This window comes from Altererythrobacter sp. GH1-8 (assembly GCF_043702085.1).
Lineage (GTDB): Bacteria > Pseudomonadota > Alphaproteobacteria > Sphingomonadales > Sphingomonadaceae > Erythrobacter.
On sequence record NZ_CP171690.1, the window covers coordinates 3,108,463 to 3,125,267 of the forward strand.

Genomic DNA, 16,805 nt, shown 5'->3' on the forward strand with positions numbered 1-16,805 from the left:
CAAAGTGCAGGAAATCTGAAGTGGACGCTCCGGGGGTTCAGACCGCTTGCATCAACGCTCCAGCCACACGCAAAACCGAGCCGTTGCAGCTGTTGGCACCTCTTCAGCTTTGCTGAACCGACGCCTGGAATGCTAAAGGCGAAAGCACAACCCTCACAGCTGCGAGGATAAGCGCTCACCGCGCCTCAATGATGTCTGCGGGGTCTTCACCCAGGCAAAGCCAGCTGGCCAGATCCGTCAAAAACCCGGTTCAGGATAGATGAAGTTGCCCAGACGGCAGTAGTGCCTCCGCGCTGGGCGCGCTCCCCGATCACCGGATCACCAACGGAGTGATGATTGCATGGGCCAAGCCTTCAACGCGCGAGGTGCCCAATATGCTAAGGAACTCGGAAGCGTTGTCTGCGGCGAGCCCTGCAGTGTTCATGATCTCCAGGATATGGATGCCCTTGTCCGCGATCAGAAACCCGTGAACCGGATAGGCTGATCCATCTTCGCTGGACGCATCGGATTCCAAGCCCGGTGTAGCTGCGCACGGATTGCCCAAGGCCCCACAAAGTCGAATGATCTTGATCTCACAATATCCCCATGGAAAGAGGTCTCATGGCCAAGGACAAGGATGACATCGCCCAATTCGTGGGCTGCACCCTGGGGTTCGGATTGATTGCAGCAGGGGTCATCTTTGTCATTGGCATGACCGTCCTGCTGGAGAACAATGCGCTGTATTTGCCGGCCAGCACGCTGTTCGGATTGGTCACGATCGTTCTCGCCGTCAGCCTCCACAGAAAGGCGCGAGCGGGGTCGATCGGGCAATATGCCGCCTATTTCGCAGGCGTCTTTGCCTCCTTGTTGTTCTTTACATCCCTGCCCGCATGGCTGTTTGCAGGCTGATGCGAGCGCCTCGCGGTTTGACACTGAGGAATTGCATCCAGAGTTCTTGGCGCTTGCTCAGGCCCTGCGTGCGCTCAGGTCCGTCCATGAGATTAAGGGCTAGAAAAGCGGTTGGCCGACGGCAGACTCTTTGAGCGCTTGCCGCAAAGAATCCAGCGGTGCCCCAAGTCAAAATAAGAAGGCCCCGCCGAAGCGGGGCCTTCGCAAGGAATGGACCCTTGGTGATTGCATGAGGAGTTCAGCAGGAACAGCGGAAGGGGTCAAGCAATCATTACGCCGGCTTGGACCGGTTCTCTTATCTCTCGTTTATCTTGTGCTCCTCGCGCTCGATCTCGCGCTTGGCGACGACGTAGGCATAGATCACTGCGACCAGAAGAACGACGGCGCTCCCACCTGCAACAAAGGTTGAGTTGAGCAGGGTCGCGATCACGATCAGGAGTACCGCGCTCAAGAGAATGGCGTGCATTCGCTTCGACATGATGAGGCCTCGCCTTATTGCAACTCTCACTGCCTCCTCCACTTCCGCGGCGGATGAGAGGTAGGGCATAAGGCCGGATTGGTTAAATTAGGGTTCGTACAGGCGAGCAGCGTGTCTGTGATGCCAGGTTGCCCCGGGTGGCCTTATCGCAGAAGGGTGCGTTGTCACCTCCCATTCACCTAGATTCAATTGGTCGGAAATGGGGCCAAATGCCCTGATTTTGAATGTCCTGGGTTGGGGTGGAAGGTGGACGTGTCTTGTTTCTGCTACCCGGTAATGTCTAGACTGTCTTGCAGCCGGGAGAGATTGTTGAAGCGAATTGCAACCTTTGGCGGCTTGACCGCTCTGGTCCTGGCGGCGGCCGTATTTCTGGCCTGGGCGACCTCGCCCGACCCAAAATACAATCGAGCCAGCTTCGAGGATGCTCCTCTCGTTGAGGCAATTGCGCCTCTCGAGGAAGCAATCACGCTTGCTCAATTTGCTGACGAAACCGGATCAGTCCGGACACTACTGGTGCTCGCGATCGAAGACGGTTCAATCACCGGAATGGATTTGCAGGAACTTGGAGCGACAACCACCAGTGATCCCTTCGAGGCACTAGCGAGTGTTCCAGCATTGCCGCATTCGGTTGGGCAAAGCGGAACTTATCCTGCCATTTCCCTGAGCATCGACCGACTCCTGCCTTCCGGCAGCATTGGCAGCCGCCATATCGGCACCGGCACCAACTTTCCCGAGCATGCCGAAGAGGCAAACAGTAGTTCGGTTTTTGTGTTTCCCAAATTCGGCAAGGCGACACCAGCTCGAACGAACGTTCGGCAGGCGCCCGGCATTCTGCTCGACTACGAGGTCGAACTCTGCATGCGGTTTGATCGTGACATTGCTTCGGTCGATGATTTTGACGCAGCTGTAAAAGGGGTTTTCCTGTGCGGCGATTTCACCAACCGCAACGCTCTTGTCGATCTGGCGGACCCCGACAATCTCGATTCAGGGTCCGGTTTCAGCGACGCGAAGAGCGGACCCGATTACTTCCCATCGGGTCCATTTCTCGTGATCCCGCGTGACTGGGAATCCTTCGTGGCGGACGTGCGGATGACAACGAGCCTCAACAATGAGCCGCGGCAAGATGCACGCGGTGCGGAAATGACCCTGAATTTTCGCGAGCTGGTGGCCAAGTCGCTTGCAGACATGTCCGAGCAGCGTTTCCTTTACAGGACAGGCCGGGAATTTCTCGCCAAGGAAGGCAAAATCGATAAGGATATGACAATCATGTCCGGGACGTCCGAAGGCGTGATCTTCACCGGGCCGACAAGAGGAGACATCATAGAAGCCGTCCTAACCTACCTGCTTACCGGCGGTCCGTTCGCTCATGAAGACTTTCTTAAGAGCGCCAAGTCGACCTTCATCGAGAACGAACGACAGTCGGGTCACTTTCTGGAGGCTGGCGATACGGTGCGTCATGGCTCAAACTATCTGGGCAATATCGAAGTCAATGTTACTGATTAGTCTGCATCGGCTAATGGGTTGTAAGCAGGCTGTCCGCTTTCGGCTTCCATTCTAGAAGCGGCCGATCTGCTTTGAGGAAAAGGACTGAACGCCTTTCGGATTGTTCAAACTACCCCTAGCTTCCCTCGAGTATCTTCTCCTTAATCGCCTCGAACTCTTCGTCTGAAATTATCCCGCGGTCTCTCAGGTCGCCTAGCTTGCTGAGCTCCTCTAGTGTGGAGTTTGTACTTTTCGATGCCGCATCGCCGGTCGTTTCTTGACGGCCGTTTTCAGAGCCACTTTGACCTCGCGCCGGTGCAAGCGCTTGGGGAACATTGGTGAGCTGGGTTGCAACGCTGACGATCTTTTCTTGTGAATCGCGCTTGAATTTCACTTCATATCGATCGAGCTGCCCCGCCTGCTCCAAGGCGTCATACAACGCCACGTTGTGCTCCACATCCATCCCGGCAATATTGGTAACGAGATCACCTCGCTGGATACCTGCCGCCGCACCGGGTCCATCAGGCTCGGCCCGTTGCACGAGCAACCCGCGCCTTGGTCCTATGGCAGGGGCCAACTGCAGCCCAAGTGTCGCTCGCATGATGGTATCATCCCCGCTGTATGGCACCGCATACACATAGGTCGCCAGTCGTCGTTGTTCTGACGAAAATCCTGGAGCGTCCGTTCCTGCCCGCTCGCCCTCGCCTCGCTGCTCTCCTTCGGCATCGTCGGATCCAGCGCCAAGAAAGCCCAGCGCCGCTCCGGTTGTGCCGCCAAGCGCTCCACCTGCTACGCCTCCCATAACAGCGCGGAAAAGACTTCCACCGCCGCCACCGCCTTCATCTTCGGTGCGATTGCGGCCCCGAAGAGCGTCCTCTACCTTGTCGACAAAAGCATCGTCGCGGGAGTCAGCAATCAGATTATCGGGCAGTGCTTCCACGAAAGCCTGAAGCGCGCGATCTTTTTTCTGCTTTCGAGCACGATATGCGCCCAGCAACAGCTGCCCTTCCCTCGTTAGATTGTCGTTGCCGCCGCCGCGCCAGAAATAATAGCCGGGCTTATTCGCCAATAAGACAGCACTCAGGGAATAATCGTTTGCGTCTACAGCAAACATCAGCGGAGAAATAGGTCGGCGCCCAACATATTTTTCGTCAACCTCGGCAAGCCATTTCGGGGTAAGAAACGCCCGTAGAAAATCTGCCTCCTTCTCATAGATTGCACACACGAACATGTCGGTGCGAGAATCTAGGTCCACGGCATCAATATCCAGTCCTAACCCGAGCAATTGCTGCATAAGATCAATGCGGCCACGGCAGCCTATGCGGCGGAAGTCACCAGTTTCCTTTTCGACATAGGCATTGGCATTTCCCGCAAACTGGGTCTCGACAATGGTCCTGATTTCCGCGGCATTATCAGGCATAGCCTGCGATGGAGATGCGACAAGCAGCGACCCAGCCAAAAGTCCGATGGATATTCTTGAATACTGCATCACATTTTGGTGCAAAATTTGAGCGCCCACTGCAACCTGCTCGACCAAGAATGTCCGCAATTGGATCGTTGGCGGACGGACTGGTTTTCAGACGGAAGCGAATATTCTCAGCCAGTCGATCATAATGGACTTGCCTGGCCCGTTGTCTTAGCTTTGCCGCTTCGGGTCAGCTGCTCCAATTGTGAAAGGACGCCTAATGCGGAACCTTATCGATCGGATTTCGCCGTGAGCGCTTCACCGCGACTGGTCCGGCCAGCCACGCGCTACGTGCGCAACCGGGTATTCGATAGCGCGTTCTGGGACGATTTCCCGATGCGCCCCGACGACATCATCGTTTCGACCTATCCCAAGTGCGGGACGACCTGGACCCTGCGCATTGTCGGCATGATGGTGTTCGGCAGCGCCGATCCCTTCGCCGTTCACAATATCGTTCCCTGGCTCGATTTCCGCGCGCCGCCGCCCGGCGCAATGCTTGAACTGGCCGAGAGCCAGACCCACCGCCGGTTCCTGAAGTCGCACCTGCCGTTCGACGCCTTGCCGCAGCACGAAGGCGTCAAATACATCCATGTCGCGCGCGACGGGCGCGATGCGGCGATGAGCTTCTTCAACCACAAGGCCAACTACACCCCTGAAATGGTCGAGCGCTGGATCGAACTCAGCAATGGTGACCCTAGGTTCGGCGACGGCGACAGCTATGATTTCTCGCCGCAGGATCCGGTCGCGCATTTCACCCGGTGGGTCGACGGGCCGGAAGATCACCAGGGTGATCCGGGCGCGAGCTATTTCGAGTTGGAGAAAAGCTTCTGGGAAGCCCGCGGCGATCCCAACGTCTTGCTGGTGCATTTCAACGATCTCAAGGCCGACCGCGAGGGCGAGATGCGCCGCATTGCCGAGTTCCTCGGGATCGAGCTGCCCGCAGATACCTGGTCCGAAATCGTCGCCGCAGCAGGCTTCGAAGCGATGAAGGGCGATGCAGCAAGGCTGATGCCCGGCGCAGAGGGCGTGTGGAAAGGCGGCGCCAACACCTTCCTAAACAAAGGCACGAACAAGCGCTGGGAAGGGGTGTTCCGCGAGGACGATCTCGCCCGCTACGCGGCGAAGGTGAAGGCCGAGTTCAGCCCCTCGCTCGCCGCCTGGTGCGAGCATGGCCGGCTGGTGGCTGGCGACCCGAGGGCATTGCCCGATTAGCCTGATCAAATAGCAAAAGATTACTCATTGAATGCTCACCTGTTTAGCGTCTGCAATTGGGTCGTTGTCGGCTGGTCAGTACTGGCAACTACCGCACAGGCTCAAAGCGTCATGAACAGGGCCACTTAAGCTACGCCCATCCGGCCGCACGCAAAGCCTGTACGTCATTCCAAATTTTGGTCATGTGGACTACCTTGCCGGCTTCGAACTTGATGAAGTAGCAATAATCGCTCGAAACTGACTTGCCCGTCGGGGGTACCGGCCCACCTTCCTCAGTGTGCGTAGCATGGAACACCGCTGCTGCTGCGATGGCGCTTCTTTCCTGGTCGACACCAAAGGCAAGCATCTCGTAGCGGGCATCGGGCATGGCCGCGGTGATCCCACACATCCAGTCAGTATAGCCCTCTAAGGTTTGGATATCTTCCAACGCATCGGCCTGCGCAGAAAAAGTGGCATCTTGTGCGCAGTACTTTTTGCACACCTCCCAACCCCTACCTGTTTCACAAGCATCAAAAAATGCCAGCGCGTCGGATTCCATCGTCATAGTGTTACCCCTCCTGTTTAGAGGGACGATAGCAGGCATTGACTACAATAGCGAAATGCGGCCTGCTCGAAATGTCCGCTATTGGGTCGTTACCAGCCGGGCTGCTTTTCTCAGCTTGAGTGGCAAAGCTGCCAGGCCGCTATAAGACGCGGCAATCTATTGATGAGGCGTCAGCTCATGGGGTGGGAAGCGGACGTTCGCTCCCTTTGAACTAACCCACAAAAGCACGCTCAAGGACGTAGGAAGCTGGGTGCGAAAGCGTTCCCTCTGTGAAACCGAGATCATCTAATAGGCTCGCGCATTCCTTGATCATTGCCATAGAGCCGCAAAGCATGACTCGATCTGATGTGGCATCAAGTGGGTAGCTCCCATCTTTAATTCGGTCTGTGATCCGGCGGTGATCACCATTGCTGCTGTGATGGTCGCGGGTTGCGACCCAGTCATAGTGCAGCTTGGCGGAGGCTTCTTCACCGACCAACGGATCTTGTGACAGGAGCTCCTCTAAGAGCTGCCGGTATGCTAGATCCTCGCTGTGACGAACTGTATGTTGGACGATAACCTGGTCGAACCGCTCATAGACTTCAGGATCATGAACCAGACTAAGCCAAGGCGCCAATCCTGTTCCAGTGCCGATCATATGAAGCTTCCTACCTGGGATCACCGCATCAATGACCAAGCTGCCGACAGGTTTTGTACCTAGAAGGATCTCGTCTCCCGGAAGGACGTGCTGCAACCTCGATGTTAACGGACCATCGGGAACAATTATGCTCAAGAACTCTAGCTCTTCAGCATAATGCTGACTTGCCATGGAATAGGCGCGCAACAGTGGTTTGCCGTCGACCATCAGGCCGAGCATGACAAACTGACCAGACAGGAAACGGAAGCTTGATGGGCGCGTGATTGAGAAGGAGAATAAGCCCTCGTTCCAATGATGGACCTTTGTCACCTTCTCGACAGTATATGACATTGACACGCTCTCCCAACCCGGGATGAACGCTATCAATGCTGTGTCGGTTCCCCTTCAAGGTCAGAACTAAGCGAACGATCGCTCCAAGAGTTCTGTTCGAGTGAATGTCCGCAAATGGGCGGAAAACGGACTATAAGCTGCTCCTGGCTTGGCGCATAGGATAAGTCCCGCAATGAAGGTCTAATCGCGTTCTACAAAAATATCCAACGGTAGGACTGCGGTGACCCCTAGATTAGGCACATCAACAAGCTGCGCAATCCGCATGTCGACGGCAACGCTGGCGATCATGTACGCCTGCGTCTGGTCGTAGCCGTATTCCGCCATGATATAGTCAATCATCGCAGCAAGGGCATTGCGTGCAGCAAGATGGATATCGCCTGACAAGTTGCTCAGAGCCGCTATCTTTGGGGATTCTAGGTATGCGAGATTCGCGGGGACGCTTCCTTTTTCTTTGAGCGGGAAGCCGGTTACGGCGTAGAATCGCTTTGAAGGAATACCAAGCGCTGCCGCCGATCCTTCAAGATGTGGGCCGCGAGACAAGTCTGGTGGATTCTCGACCACGCGAACGGTCACAGTGAGCTTGCCGCCCATCTCGATTGCTGTGCCAGAGACCTCTCCATCGCCCTGCGCATAATGAAAGTCTCCAACGGCTAGGCCGCATCCATCTATCAAACATGGCAGATACAAAGTCGTACCTGTCGTGAGATATCGGATGTCCATGTTTCCGCCGTTCTCGCGCGGCGGCACCGTCCGCAAGCATTCCAAAAGTTTTGTGCCCTCGGCTCCGCAAAGCTCAGCCGGTTTCGCTTCAGATGGGTTAGGAGGGAGGACGAGACCACCCGCTTCAAGAAGATCCGTCTCTCGTTCAAGAATTTCGGCGTGCAGCCTTTCATCCGGCAAGGTTGTTACAACGCCAGGAAAACTTGCGTTCGGAATACGCACGCCGGGTAATGCGTCGCTTTCAGCGTAATCATCATTTAGACGCCAAACTATAAACCGTTCGTCGGTTCCGAATTGATCTCCAGCAAAACCAAAAGCCGATACGTCGGTCCAGCCGACATTTGCCGGATCGAGCGCCTCGATAGTCACAGCTATAACGTCTCCGGCTTTGGCCCCGCGAATATGAACTGGTCCGGTGAGCGCGTGGGCAATACCAGCGCCTTCCCTCGGCTTGCGCTTTGCGCTTGTGGAAACGTCAGGATCAAGGGTCAGATCGAAAGCATCACGGGTCACGAATATGATAGGTTCGCCAATATCCGCTTCTGCCACCATCGGAATTTCGGGATGCATCCGGTTCATGCATGCCCGATCTTCGGCACATGGCACGCTCGTGTCGCCAACCGTCGTTTGAGCAAATGTTTGTCCTGAAAACGCAAAAGCCGATGCAAAGCCGCAAAAAGTCAAGGCGCGTTTGATTTGTTTCATATTTGAACCCCAGTCCCGAATAAGGGGTAACAGAGCCAATCCAAACTGTCATGGATAACTCATTCAGGGCCAAAGCGTCGGCTGGGTGGACACTGGTCGGCGAGAGGTCCGCAATTGGGTCGTTAGCTGATAACCCATCTTGATAGTTAGATAACGAATTAATCGTTTGGAATCTGTTCTATACTGGGAAGGCGTATAGCTTAATCACGTATTCCCCAAGAAACATTCTCCCAACCCAGGGGCGGTTGCCAGAATTGCGAACCTTCATTGATCAAACAGCTTTGCCCGACTAGATCGCGCATCAAAATGCAGTCTCAGAAAGTATCACCTATGCGATTTTGCTTGGCAGCAACCCTGCTCATGTCTTCATGCTTCGTGTCTCCGGCAATGGCCCACGAGCCGCACCATAGCTTCTCCAATCCAGGGACCTTCGCTGGCAACATTTATGCAGATGCGCCCGATGCAGCTGCATTGGGTCAGCGCTGTGACCAGTATATCCATGAGATTGAGAGCCGTTTTACGGCATTGGAGCAGCAAACTGGTCGCGCGACCGTCACTTCCACGCTGAAGCCTTTCGATGAATTGATAGCCGTCATTAATGCTGGTGGGGGAGAGTTCTATTCCTTTAGCCAGTCAATGGACACGGCTGAAAAGCGTGCCGCGGGGTTCGAATGCTATCGGCGTATTTCCGAAATAGAAACGCGCATTGGTCTTTCGCGTCCAGTTTACGAGCGCCTAGCTGCCATCGATGCCAGCGATCAGGATAGCGTGACGCAATATTTCCTCAGCGAGGTTCTCGCGGGTTTCGAGCGTAGCGGTGTAGCTCTGAATGACGAAGACGGAGCACGCTTCAGACAACTCCAGGAAGAGCTGACTGCGCTCAGTTCAGAGTTTTCCAGCAACTATGCGAACGCAAGAGGGGTCATAAAGGCATTGCCGCGCGAGCTTGCAGGTATGCCGCAGGACTGGATCGAAGCTCATCCTCCAGGCGTTGACGGCATGGTCGAAATCTCGACCGATGCGCCGGATTTTTTCCCAGTCATGCAATATGCGGAAGATGACAATCTGCGGGAGCGGATTGCGCGAGCATATTATTCTCTCGCTTACCCGGAAAACAGCACCATCTTGGGCCAGATATTTACCAAGCGAGATGAACTTGCGCGCCTGCTGGGGCGCCCTGATTATGCTGCTTTATTGCTCGAGAACCGGATGTTGCGCACACCCGAGCAGGTTGAAGCCCATATGGAGGAATTGGCCAAAGCGGCCTCGAATGCTGCTGAAAGAGACAAGACGTTCTTGCAAGCGGCACTGGATGAAAAGCGGCCGGGAACGCAGCTGAATGTCTTCAATTCAGCTTGGGCGAAGCAGCAGGTTCTGAAAGACAAGTTTGACCTCGATCCACAGGAAGTGCGTCAGTATTTTGCCTATGACAACGTTCGGAACGGTATTTTCGAGCTTTCGCAGGACCTGTTCCAGATCGAGATACGAAAGTGGGATACGCCATTATGGCATCCCGATGTCGAGGCCTTCGAAGTTTATGAAAATGGTGCTCTACTTGGGGCGTTCTACCTCGATGCCCATCCGCGCGAGGGGAAGTATCAGCACGCCAATCATATTACCTTGCGGTCCGGGGTTGCTAGTGAAAGCAAGCCAGTCTCGGTCTTGACGATGAACCTGCCGAAGGGCGGTTACGATACAGGACTGATGGAGCATTCCGATGTAGAGACTTTTCTGCATGAATTTGGCCATCTTCTGCACAATATCCTAGGTGGCGAGAAGCGCTGGTATGGTGTGGCGGGAGTCACGACCGAGCGAGACTTCGTTGAAGCACCATCTCAGATGCTGGAGAACTGGGTCTATGATTACGACACCCTGATCCGGTTTGCGCGCAATGAAGCGGGAGTGACAATCCCGCGCGATCTGGTGGAAAGGATGATTGCGGCGCGAAACTTCGGGCGAGGTGTTTTCGAACTATCCCAGCTTGGCAATTCCAATGCCTCGCTGCGTTTCCATCAAGGAGCGCCTGCCGATCCATCTGCGTCTGCGATCAGCGAGGCGTTCAAGGATTATCACGCGGTTTATGATCCCTACGGAAGGCGACCTGAAGGCACTCACCAGGAGGCGACTTTTAGCCACCTCGATGGGTATTCGGCTGGCTATTACACCTATGGCTGGTCACGAGTAATCGCAGCCGATCTCTTCAGCCTCTTCGAGCGCGCGGGCTTACGTGATCGCGAAACCGCTCGGGCCTATCGCACGCTTGTGCTGGGAGCAGGTGGTAGCAAGCCGGCCGCCGAATTGATCGAGGATTTCCTCGGTCGCCCGGTCAATGCAGATGCATTCAAGAAATCAATTGAATTGGAATAGTAGTCTAATGGGTGCGTGCTGCAGAAATGCCAAGGCTTAACCGGCGAGTCTCTAACTCGGCATCGACATAGCTATCCGGTTGCAATTGGGTCGTTAGCGGTATGACCGCTTTATCAGTGAAGCGGCGGCTATTTCATCTGTTCGCATCACACACGATGATGCTCTTGTACCTGGTGGTCGCTTGACAGCGCGACCATGGTGGCCAAGTTCTCTCCAAACCGGGGGGGTAAAAAGGGGGGTGTCCGAATGAAGCTCTATTTCCAGGTACTATTGGCAAGCGTCTTGCTCGCCGGGTGCAGTAACGGGTCAGACAGTGCAAATGAGGAAACTGAACCGGTCAGCTGGACGATTGCCGATACAGTTCTGTTTCCTGCGGACCGCTCGCTTGTCAGGCCGGAAGATGGTGTCTTCCTGGCAGATGGACGCCTGATTGTCGCAGATCTGCGGTACGGCCTGATCAAACTCGCAGCTAACGGGTCAGCCACACCATTTGGCAATTTTGAAGCGGCGGGCTTTTCCAGCGCACCCGGGCCTCAGCAAGGCGGGCCGAACGGTGTCCACCTGTCGCATGACGGGAAATATATTCTCGTGGCAGATGTCTTTTCAGGGAAAATCTATCGCACTGAAATTGCCAGCGAGACGACCGAAGTTGTCTTCAATCACAAGTCAACCGTGAATACCGCAATCAGTGATAGCACCGGTGCTATCTGGTTCACCCAATCCACGGACGGCATTGGCGAAGAACGCATGTTTGCAGCCGTCGATACCCCCATGGGTGACGGCGCCCTTTACCGTCTCGCACGCAATACTGATGGCACATATGCGGAGGAGCCTGAGCTGCTTGTCGAGGGGCTCGATTTCGCGAATGGCTTCTATCTCGATGAAGACAAGCGAACGCTCTACCTTTCAGAAACCGTGGCAAATCGCGTGCTGGCCTTCGATCTGGATATCGAGTCAGGATCGGTGGGTGCCCGTAAGACTTTGGCAGAAATACCTACGCCAGATAACATGAGACTTGCCGATGACGGCTCTCTTTGGGTGGCGTCCCCGCTCGCCAACAGGGTTTATGCGCTGGACACTGAGACCGGTGAAACCCGAATTGTGTTCGATGCACAGTCCGAAAAGGGTGCAGAATTGCTGGTTGAATGGAACAGCCGAGGAGAGAGGGGCGAAAGCAGGCTGGATATTCTCGGGCCCGACCTGCAAGGAGAGATGCCCGGCGTATTAACCGGGATCATCGTCGACGGCGGCAACAGGCCAATCTTCGTCTCGGGACTGGGCGATGCCCTTGTCCGGCTCAATCGATAACGAAATCTGGCGCTGAACGGCTGAGCCTTCGAGCGCTCAAAACTTTCGGGGCTCCCGGAATGTCCGCAATTGGGTCGTAAGCAGCCGGTCCGCTTTAGGCTGTTAACGACGCGAAAGGGACTGTCGGCTTTCAAGATGCCGCCTGGAACCAAATACCGGCAGCTCATGGGGTGGAGAACAGTCTTATCTTCAATGTCGCCTTAATTTGACACGATCCTAGTTCTTGTGGTCCTTTCCGAAGTGCCAACTCTGGGAGGGGATATGGAAATTTCTGGCTTCTGCGGTGCAGTGATCGATCCAACGCACGAAGAGTTCGAGTCCGCTCGCTTCGGCTGGAACCACATGATCGACCGAAAACCAGCACTCATCGCTGTCTGCGAAAGTGTCGATGATGTCGTTGCTGCCGTATCCCATGCTTCACACGCAAGTATGAAAGCAGCAGCCCGATGTGGGGCTCACTCCGTTTCTGGTGCTTCACTTCCGGAGAGCGGCCTTGTGATTGATCTTTCCGGGCTAAAGGAAATCTCGGTCGATCCAAAGGCACAAATCGCGCGAGTGGGTGGCGGCGTGCTCCTTGGCGAATTGGACGCTGCCACACAAGCTCATGGTTTGGCTGTAACCGCTGGGATTGAACCAGAGACAGGCGTTGGAGGGCTTACTCTAGGTGGAGGTATTGGATTTCTTTGTCGCAAACTCGGCCTGACAATCGATAACCTGATCGGCGCACAAGTTGTCTTGGCCGACGGAACCATTGTCGAGGCAAACGAAGAGGTGCATGCCGACCTGTTCTGGGCCTTGCGCGGCGGCGGCGGACAATTCGGAATTGTCACTCGTTTCGATTTTCGCGTCCATCCCGTCGGGCCGGATATAATCGTCGCGCACTCCTATTATCCGCTAGCAAAAGCACGGGAAGTGATGCGCTTCGTGCGCGAATTCATGCACAGCGCCACTGATGACGTAACGTTGGTGCCAGCTTTCATGAAGGTGCCTGCGGTCGATATCTTCCCACCAGACTGGCATGGTTTGCCATGCCTCGCTGTTATCGCGTGTCATGTCGGGGAACAAACGGCAGCAAAAGCAGAATTGCAGCCCTTGCTGGAATTGGGCGACCTGATCTTCGGCTTCATTGATGAAATGCCATACCTGGAATTTCAAAAAACCTTTGCAGGAGCATCGCCGGAAGGCGGGCGTTTCTACTGGAAATCAATCTTCGTCGATGACCTGAGCGACGACCTCGTCGATGTCATGGCAGAGGGGATTTCATCCCTACCAGGTAAATACACTCTCGTGTTCATGGAAACACTCGGTGGGGCGGTAAGCAGAGTAGGCGTAGACGAGACAGCGTTCCCCAACCGTCATGCGCGCTACAATCTCGGACTGTCGGCCGGCTGGCTCGACAGTGCGCAAGATAAGCAAGCTGTGTCGGCAGCGCGGGCCTGGTTTGAAAAATTGAAGCAATTCTCTGATGGAACGGTGTATTTGAACTATCTCGACCGCGACGAGGCCGCTCGCAAGCGCGCCGGATTTGGCCCTAACTACGATCGTCTATGTGAGGTCAAAAAGAAATACGATCCAAATAATCTGTTCTCAGGGGTGTTGTCGGCCGATTAGATTTGAATTCCACCACGCGGGCCGTCTCTGCAGATGGCTCCAGCGATTGCTGCGGCTGCTGCAGAACTCGAGCCGGGCATGCGTCTTGGAAAAATCGATACGGAAGCCGAGCAGGCGCTTGCGGGGCGTTATGGGATCCGCTCGATCCCGACCATGATCCTCATTGCAAGGGGCCAGGAAATTGCCCGGCGGTCAGGCGCGATGCCTGCGGGCGCGATCATCGCCTGGGCGAGGCAAGCCGCGCAACGCTGGCGTGCTTTTGACCACGCTAGCGCCTGATGCGAAAGCGGGATGAAGCGCTCTCGGGTGCTGGACCGGTCCCTCAGCGCTGAAAGGCCGCTGGCGCAAGCAAGCCAATCGCGGGAGCCCCCTTCCCACCCGTTGATCCTGAGCAGTTGCATGGCAGACCGCGTTATCGCGCGAGGGAGGGTGCCTTTGGGGGACTAAAAGTAGTCCAAAAGTCGACATAAATAGAAACGTAGATCGATACAACCCCACGATATATAATGCTTTTTTATCTTGAGGTGGCGAGGCGTCCAGCACTGGTGCTGGGCGACATTGCTGGCACATTCTGAGACAGCTCATGCTAAGCGGATAGATCTTGCACAGCGCTCGCGCCTACCTTTTCCGATCAGCAATTCGTGAGCTGGGGATGACAGGCGAAACCCAACCATCTGCAAGCAATGTCTCGGCCATCAGCCCTGAAACAAGGGTCAGCGATGGCTCGCGGGAGTTGCGCAGGCTGCAGGGGGTGCTCGCCCAGGAGTTTCCGGGCGCTCTCACAATTGCGTTTGACTTCGAGAAGGACTTGTTCTTGCGCATTGATGTCAGGAATATCGAAGAAACCCACATGATCGCCGCGCGTCTGCCGTCGCTATGCGGCGGTATCTTCAGCGAGGTTCGCACCGGCAAGTCTCCGGCTCACTCCTTTTTCCACCGGGTGAGTGCCAAAGTCGCCCGGTAACAGCTTTGAAGTTCCTCGAGGCGACCTCCACGCGCCCGGAGTTAGTATCGATACCCGCGAAGCGATCGCGCAGCGCAAGGAGCTTAGCGCATTGCTGCGCGAAGCTCGCGAGACACTCAAGGAAATCCGCTAGCGCGTCTTAACCGGGCTTCATCATGCGCTCGAGCCGTCAGCTTCTCGCCCTGAGCAAACGGTAGGCAGGAAGCGTCGCGATAAGCGTCAAGACGCCGAGCGGCGTTGTGATGGCTGCCGTGACTGCCATCCCTGTCCCGATCGACGCCGGACCTGAGAGTACATAATCGCTGATCGCCGCAATCAGCAGCGGGCCACCGCCAATCCCGATCAAATTCAACACGAGCAGGTACATTGCGGACATCTGCGCGCGCAGCCCTGGAGGCGTCATAAGCTGAAGAGCCGCTGCAGCAGCACCAAATGGAAAGCTCGCAAACAGGAAGAAGGCCGCATAAGCGATTGCGCTAGAGATGAAGTCGGGCATCAAGGGAGCCGCGAGCCCTGTCGGAATGAGGCCGATGCCGCCAATGATACCGGCGCGCATCGCCGCATCCTCATATCCTCTTTGGGTAAGTTTATCTGCAACGAGGCCACCGAGAATGATGCCGCCGCCGCCGCAGATAAAGATGCCGATGCCGAACGCTGCACCAGCGTCGCTGGCGGTAACACCGAAATCCCTGATCATCTGGGTCGGGCCCCATGCGACGAAGCCATTGAACACCACACCAAGCAGCGCAAAACCGAGGAAGTGCCCAATTGATGCCTTTGGATTTTCGCGCAGAAAGGTGATCAAACCGCTGCTTGAAGCTTTTGCCCCTCCACTATTCTTTGCGCGGCGTTCGGGCTCCGGAACCGTCAGCATCAGAAGCGCGAACAGCACACCAGGCAGACCGACGATGACGAACACGAATTGCCAGACCCGCAGTTCTCCAAAAAGCGGCAACCATAACGCTCCTCCCCCAGTAGCCAGCGAAATCACGAAGCCACCGACCAGAAACGCGACGCCCGCTCCGAAGAAAACTCCCGAGGAATAAACCCCCATCGCTCGGCCCAGGCTCGAAGGCGGAAACAGATCCGCAATCATCGAATAAGCTGCCGGAGAAAGCGCTGCTTCGCCGACCCCAACACCCATCCTCGCAAGGAAAAGCTGAGTGAAGTTCTTGGCAAGACCGCAAAGCGCAGTCATTGCGCTCCACAAGATCATGCCGATCGCTATGATCCAGCGCCTTGAGAAGCGGTCAGAGAGCCACGCTATCGGCAATCCGAGGAAACAATAGAAAAGCGCGAATGCAATGCCGTGGAGAAGGCCCATAGCCGTATCGCCGATGCCGAGATCTGCTTGTATCGGCCCCACCAAAAGCGACAGGATGGTCCGATCGATAAAGGCGATCGTATATGCAATCAGCAATACCGAGACTGCATACCAAGCGACCTTGGGTGAAGGATAGGGCTTTTCCTCTGGGCTCATGCAGCGGCTTTCTCGAGCGCGACACGCATTTGGTCGATCGATATGACGTCGGCGAAAAGCATATCCATGGCCCTCAGGGCGACGTTATGGCGCTCCTCGTCCAGCTCTCCGCAAGCCTCGCCCACGACAAAAACTTCAAGGTCGCGCTGGCTCGCGTCGCGGACCGTGGTTTCGACACAGCAATTCGTGGTCACGCCGCACACAACCAGCTGTTTGATTCCCTGCCGCTCGAGTATTTCGTCGAGCTGCGTACCGTAAAACGAACTTGGCCGGTTCTTGTCGATCACGATGTCACCGCTTTGAGGTGCAAGCTCGTCGACGATCTCGGCATCTGCTGTCCCGGCGACCAGCGCACGGTGTTCAGCCAGTCCAGGCATCTTGTGCTGCACCATGACACCACCATCGCTGTAATCAGGAGTATAGACGTAGCGTGTGAAAATGATCGGTAGACGTGCCTTCCTCGCTGCCGAAATAACCTCGCCGCATGGCCTGATGGCAGCGGCACATGCGCTGGTATCCAACCCCATCGCAGCGACCTTGCCGTCGGGCTCGCAAAAGCTTTTCTGCATGTCGATGACGATGAGCGCTGCGTTGTCTGGCGAGAGTTCCATGTA

The 16,805-nt window shown here is 55.8% G+C and carries 16 protein-coding genes; 8 read left to right on the top strand and 8 right to left on the bottom strand.

The features are described 5' to 3' along the window. Positions 1–310: 310 nt before the first annotated feature. Positions 311–514 (bottom strand): hypothetical protein, encoded by a 204-nt coding sequence (locus tag ACG9DO_RS14970; RefSeq protein WP_394729334.1) that lies wholly within the window; start codon positions 512–514, stop codon positions 311–313. A gap of 86 nt (positions 515–600) precedes the next feature. Here ACG9DO_RS14970 and ACG9DO_RS14975 point away from each other — a divergent pair, with 86 nt between their 5' ends. Then, positions 601–888 (top strand): hypothetical protein, encoded by a 288-nt coding sequence (locus tag ACG9DO_RS14975; RefSeq protein ID WP_394729336.1) that lies wholly within the window; start codon positions 601–603, stop codon positions 886–888. 295 nt (positions 889–1,183) lie between these two features. On the opposite strand, the gene ACG9DO_RS14980 is transcribed toward ACG9DO_RS14975, so the two are convergent. Beyond that, positions 1,184–1,366 carry a hypothetical protein gene (locus tag ACG9DO_RS14980; protein ID WP_394729338.1) on the bottom strand — a complete coding sequence of 61 codons (183 nt, stop codon included), beginning with the start codon at positions 1,364–1,366 and terminating at the stop codon, positions 1,184–1,186. A 309-nt stretch (positions 1,367–1,675) separates the two neighbouring features. Between ACG9DO_RS14980 and ACG9DO_RS14985 the strand changes: the two genes are divergently transcribed. Next, positions 1,676–2,869, top strand: a complete 1,194-nt coding sequence (locus tag ACG9DO_RS14985; RefSeq protein ID WP_394729340.1) for a fumarylacetoacetate hydrolase family protein — start codon at positions 1,676–1,678, stop codon at positions 2,867–2,869. A 115-nt stretch (positions 2,870–2,984) separates the two neighbouring features. Here the strand turns inward: ACG9DO_RS14985 and ACG9DO_RS14990 are convergent, their stop codons facing one another. Further along, positions 2,985–4,385, bottom strand: coding sequence for an SHOCT domain-containing protein (locus tag ACG9DO_RS14990; RefSeq protein WP_394729342.1), 1,401 nt, complete (start codon positions 4,383–4,385; stop codon positions 2,985–2,987). A 177-nt stretch (positions 4,386–4,562) separates the two neighbouring features. On the opposite strand from ACG9DO_RS14990, the gene ACG9DO_RS14995 reads away from it, so the two are divergent. Next, positions 4,563–5,525 (top strand): sulfotransferase domain-containing protein, encoded by a 963-nt coding sequence (locus tag ACG9DO_RS14995; RefSeq protein ID WP_394729345.1) that lies wholly within the window; start codon positions 4,563–4,565, stop codon positions 5,523–5,525. Positions 5,526–5,655: 130 nt separating this feature from the next. Here ACG9DO_RS14995 and ACG9DO_RS15000 read toward each other — a convergent pair whose 3' ends face one another. The 3 genes from ACG9DO_RS15000 to ACG9DO_RS15010 all read right to left on the bottom strand — a co-directional run bounded on the left by ACG9DO_RS15000 (position 5,656) and on the right by ACG9DO_RS15010 (position 8,461). Beyond that, positions 5,656–6,069, bottom strand: coding sequence for an ester cyclase (locus tag ACG9DO_RS15000; RefSeq protein ID WP_394729347.1), 414 nt, complete (start codon positions 6,067–6,069; stop codon positions 5,656–5,658). A gap of 211 nt (positions 6,070–6,280) precedes the next feature. Beyond that, positions 6,281–7,036 carry a ferredoxin--NADP reductase gene (locus tag ACG9DO_RS15005; RefSeq protein ID WP_394729349.1) on the bottom strand — a complete coding sequence of 252 codons (756 nt, stop codon included), beginning with the start codon at positions 7,034–7,036 and terminating at the stop codon, positions 6,281–6,283. Between the two features lie 180 nt (positions 7,037–7,216). Beyond that, positions 7,217–8,461, bottom strand: coding sequence for an acetamidase/formamidase family protein (locus tag ACG9DO_RS15010; RefSeq protein WP_394729351.1), 1,245 nt, complete (start codon positions 8,459–8,461; stop codon positions 7,217–7,219). Positions 8,462–8,767: 306 nt separating this feature from the next. On the opposite strand from ACG9DO_RS15010, the gene ACG9DO_RS15015 reads away from it, so the two are divergent. The 5 genes from ACG9DO_RS15015 (at position 8,768) to ACG9DO_RS15035 (ending at position 14,711) form a co-directional block, all read left to right on the top strand. Next, positions 8,768–10,828 carry a M3 family metallopeptidase gene (locus ACG9DO_RS15015; protein ID WP_394729353.1) on the top strand — a complete coding sequence of 687 codons (2,061 nt, stop codon included), beginning with the start codon at positions 8,768–8,770 and terminating at the stop codon, positions 10,826–10,828. 246 nt (positions 10,829–11,074) lie between these two features. Further along, positions 11,075–12,136: an SMP-30/gluconolactonase/LRE family protein gene (locus ACG9DO_RS15020; protein ID WP_394729355.1), complete on the top strand. Its 1,062-nt coding sequence runs from the start codon at positions 11,075–11,077 to the stop codon at positions 12,134–12,136. Between the two features lie 261 nt (positions 12,137–12,397). Beyond that, a complete protein-coding gene (locus ACG9DO_RS15025; RefSeq protein WP_394729356.1) occupies positions 12,398–13,747 on the top strand; it encodes an FAD-binding oxidoreductase in 1,350 nt (449 codons plus the stop codon). Positions 13,748–13,780: 33 nt separating this feature from the next. Next, complete coding sequence (locus tag ACG9DO_RS15030; protein ID WP_394729358.1) at positions 13,781–14,026, top strand: thioredoxin family protein; 246 nt, start codon at positions 13,781–13,783, stop codon at positions 14,024–14,026. Between the two features lie 373 nt (positions 14,027–14,399). Beyond that, positions 14,400–14,711 (top strand): hypothetical protein, encoded by a 312-nt coding sequence (locus ACG9DO_RS15035; RefSeq protein ID WP_394729360.1) that lies wholly within the window; start codon positions 14,400–14,402, stop codon positions 14,709–14,711. Between the two features lie 169 nt (positions 14,712–14,880). Here ACG9DO_RS15035 and ACG9DO_RS15040 read toward each other — a convergent pair whose 3' ends face one another. Beyond that, positions 14,881–16,191 carry an MFS transporter gene (locus ACG9DO_RS15040; RefSeq protein WP_394729362.1) on the bottom strand — a complete coding sequence of 437 codons (1,311 nt, stop codon included), beginning with the start codon at positions 16,189–16,191 and terminating at the stop codon, positions 14,881–14,883. After that, complete coding sequence (locus ACG9DO_RS15045; protein WP_394729364.1) at positions 16,188–16,802, bottom strand: cysteine hydrolase family protein; 615 nt, start codon at positions 16,800–16,802, stop codon at positions 16,188–16,190. The genes ACG9DO_RS15040 and ACG9DO_RS15045 overlap by 4 nt, the downstream gene beginning before the upstream one ends. Between the last annotated feature and the right edge of the window lie 3 nt (positions 16,803–16,805).

What these genes read in the sequence shown, in the direction of transcription:
- ACG9DO_RS15030 (WP_394729358.1), top strand. Translation starts at nt 13,781, where the DNA reads ATGGCTCCAGCGATTGCTGCGGCTGCTGCAGAACTCGAGCCGGGCATG.
- ACG9DO_RS15020 (WP_394729355.1), top strand. Translation starts at nt 11,075, where the DNA reads ATGAAGCTCTATTTCCAGGTACTATTGGCAAGCGTCTTGCTCGCCGGG.
- ACG9DO_RS15015 (WP_394729353.1), top strand. Translation starts at nt 8,768, where the DNA reads ATGCAGTCTCAGAAAGTATCACCTATGCGATTTTGCTTGGCAGCAACC.
- ACG9DO_RS15025 (WP_394729356.1), top strand. Translation starts at nt 12,398, where the DNA reads ATGGAAATTTCTGGCTTCTGCGGTGCAGTGATCGATCCAACGCACGAA.
- ACG9DO_RS15000 (WP_394729347.1), bottom strand. Translation starts at nt 6,069, where the DNA reads ATGACGATGGAATCCGACGCGCTGGCATTTTTTGATGCTTGTGAAACA.
- ACG9DO_RS14980 (WP_394729338.1), bottom strand. Translation starts at nt 1,366, where the DNA reads ATGTCGAAGCGAATGCACGCCATTCTCTTGAGCGCGGTACTCCTGATC.
- ACG9DO_RS15035 (WP_394729360.1), top strand. Translation starts at nt 14,400, where the DNA reads ATGACAGGCGAAACCCAACCATCTGCAAGCAATGTCTCGGCCATCAGC.
- ACG9DO_RS15010 (WP_394729351.1), bottom strand. Translation starts at nt 8,461, where the DNA reads ATGAAACAAATCAAACGCGCCTTGACTTTTTGCGGCTTTGCATCGGCT.
- ACG9DO_RS14975 (WP_394729336.1), top strand. Translation starts at nt 601, where the DNA reads ATGGCCAAGGACAAGGATGACATCGCCCAATTCGTGGGCTGCACCCTG.
- ACG9DO_RS15040 (WP_394729362.1), bottom strand. Translation starts at nt 16,191, where the DNA reads ATGAGCCCAGAGGAAAAGCCCTATCCTTCACCCAAGGTCGCTTGGTAT.
- ACG9DO_RS15005 (WP_394729349.1), bottom strand. Translation starts at nt 7,036, where the DNA reads ATGTCATATACTGTCGAGAAGGTGACAAAGGTCCATCATTGGAACGAG.
- ACG9DO_RS15045 (WP_394729364.1), bottom strand. Translation starts at nt 16,802, where the DNA reads ATGGAACTCTCGCCAGACAACGCAGCGCTCATCGTCATCGACATGCAG.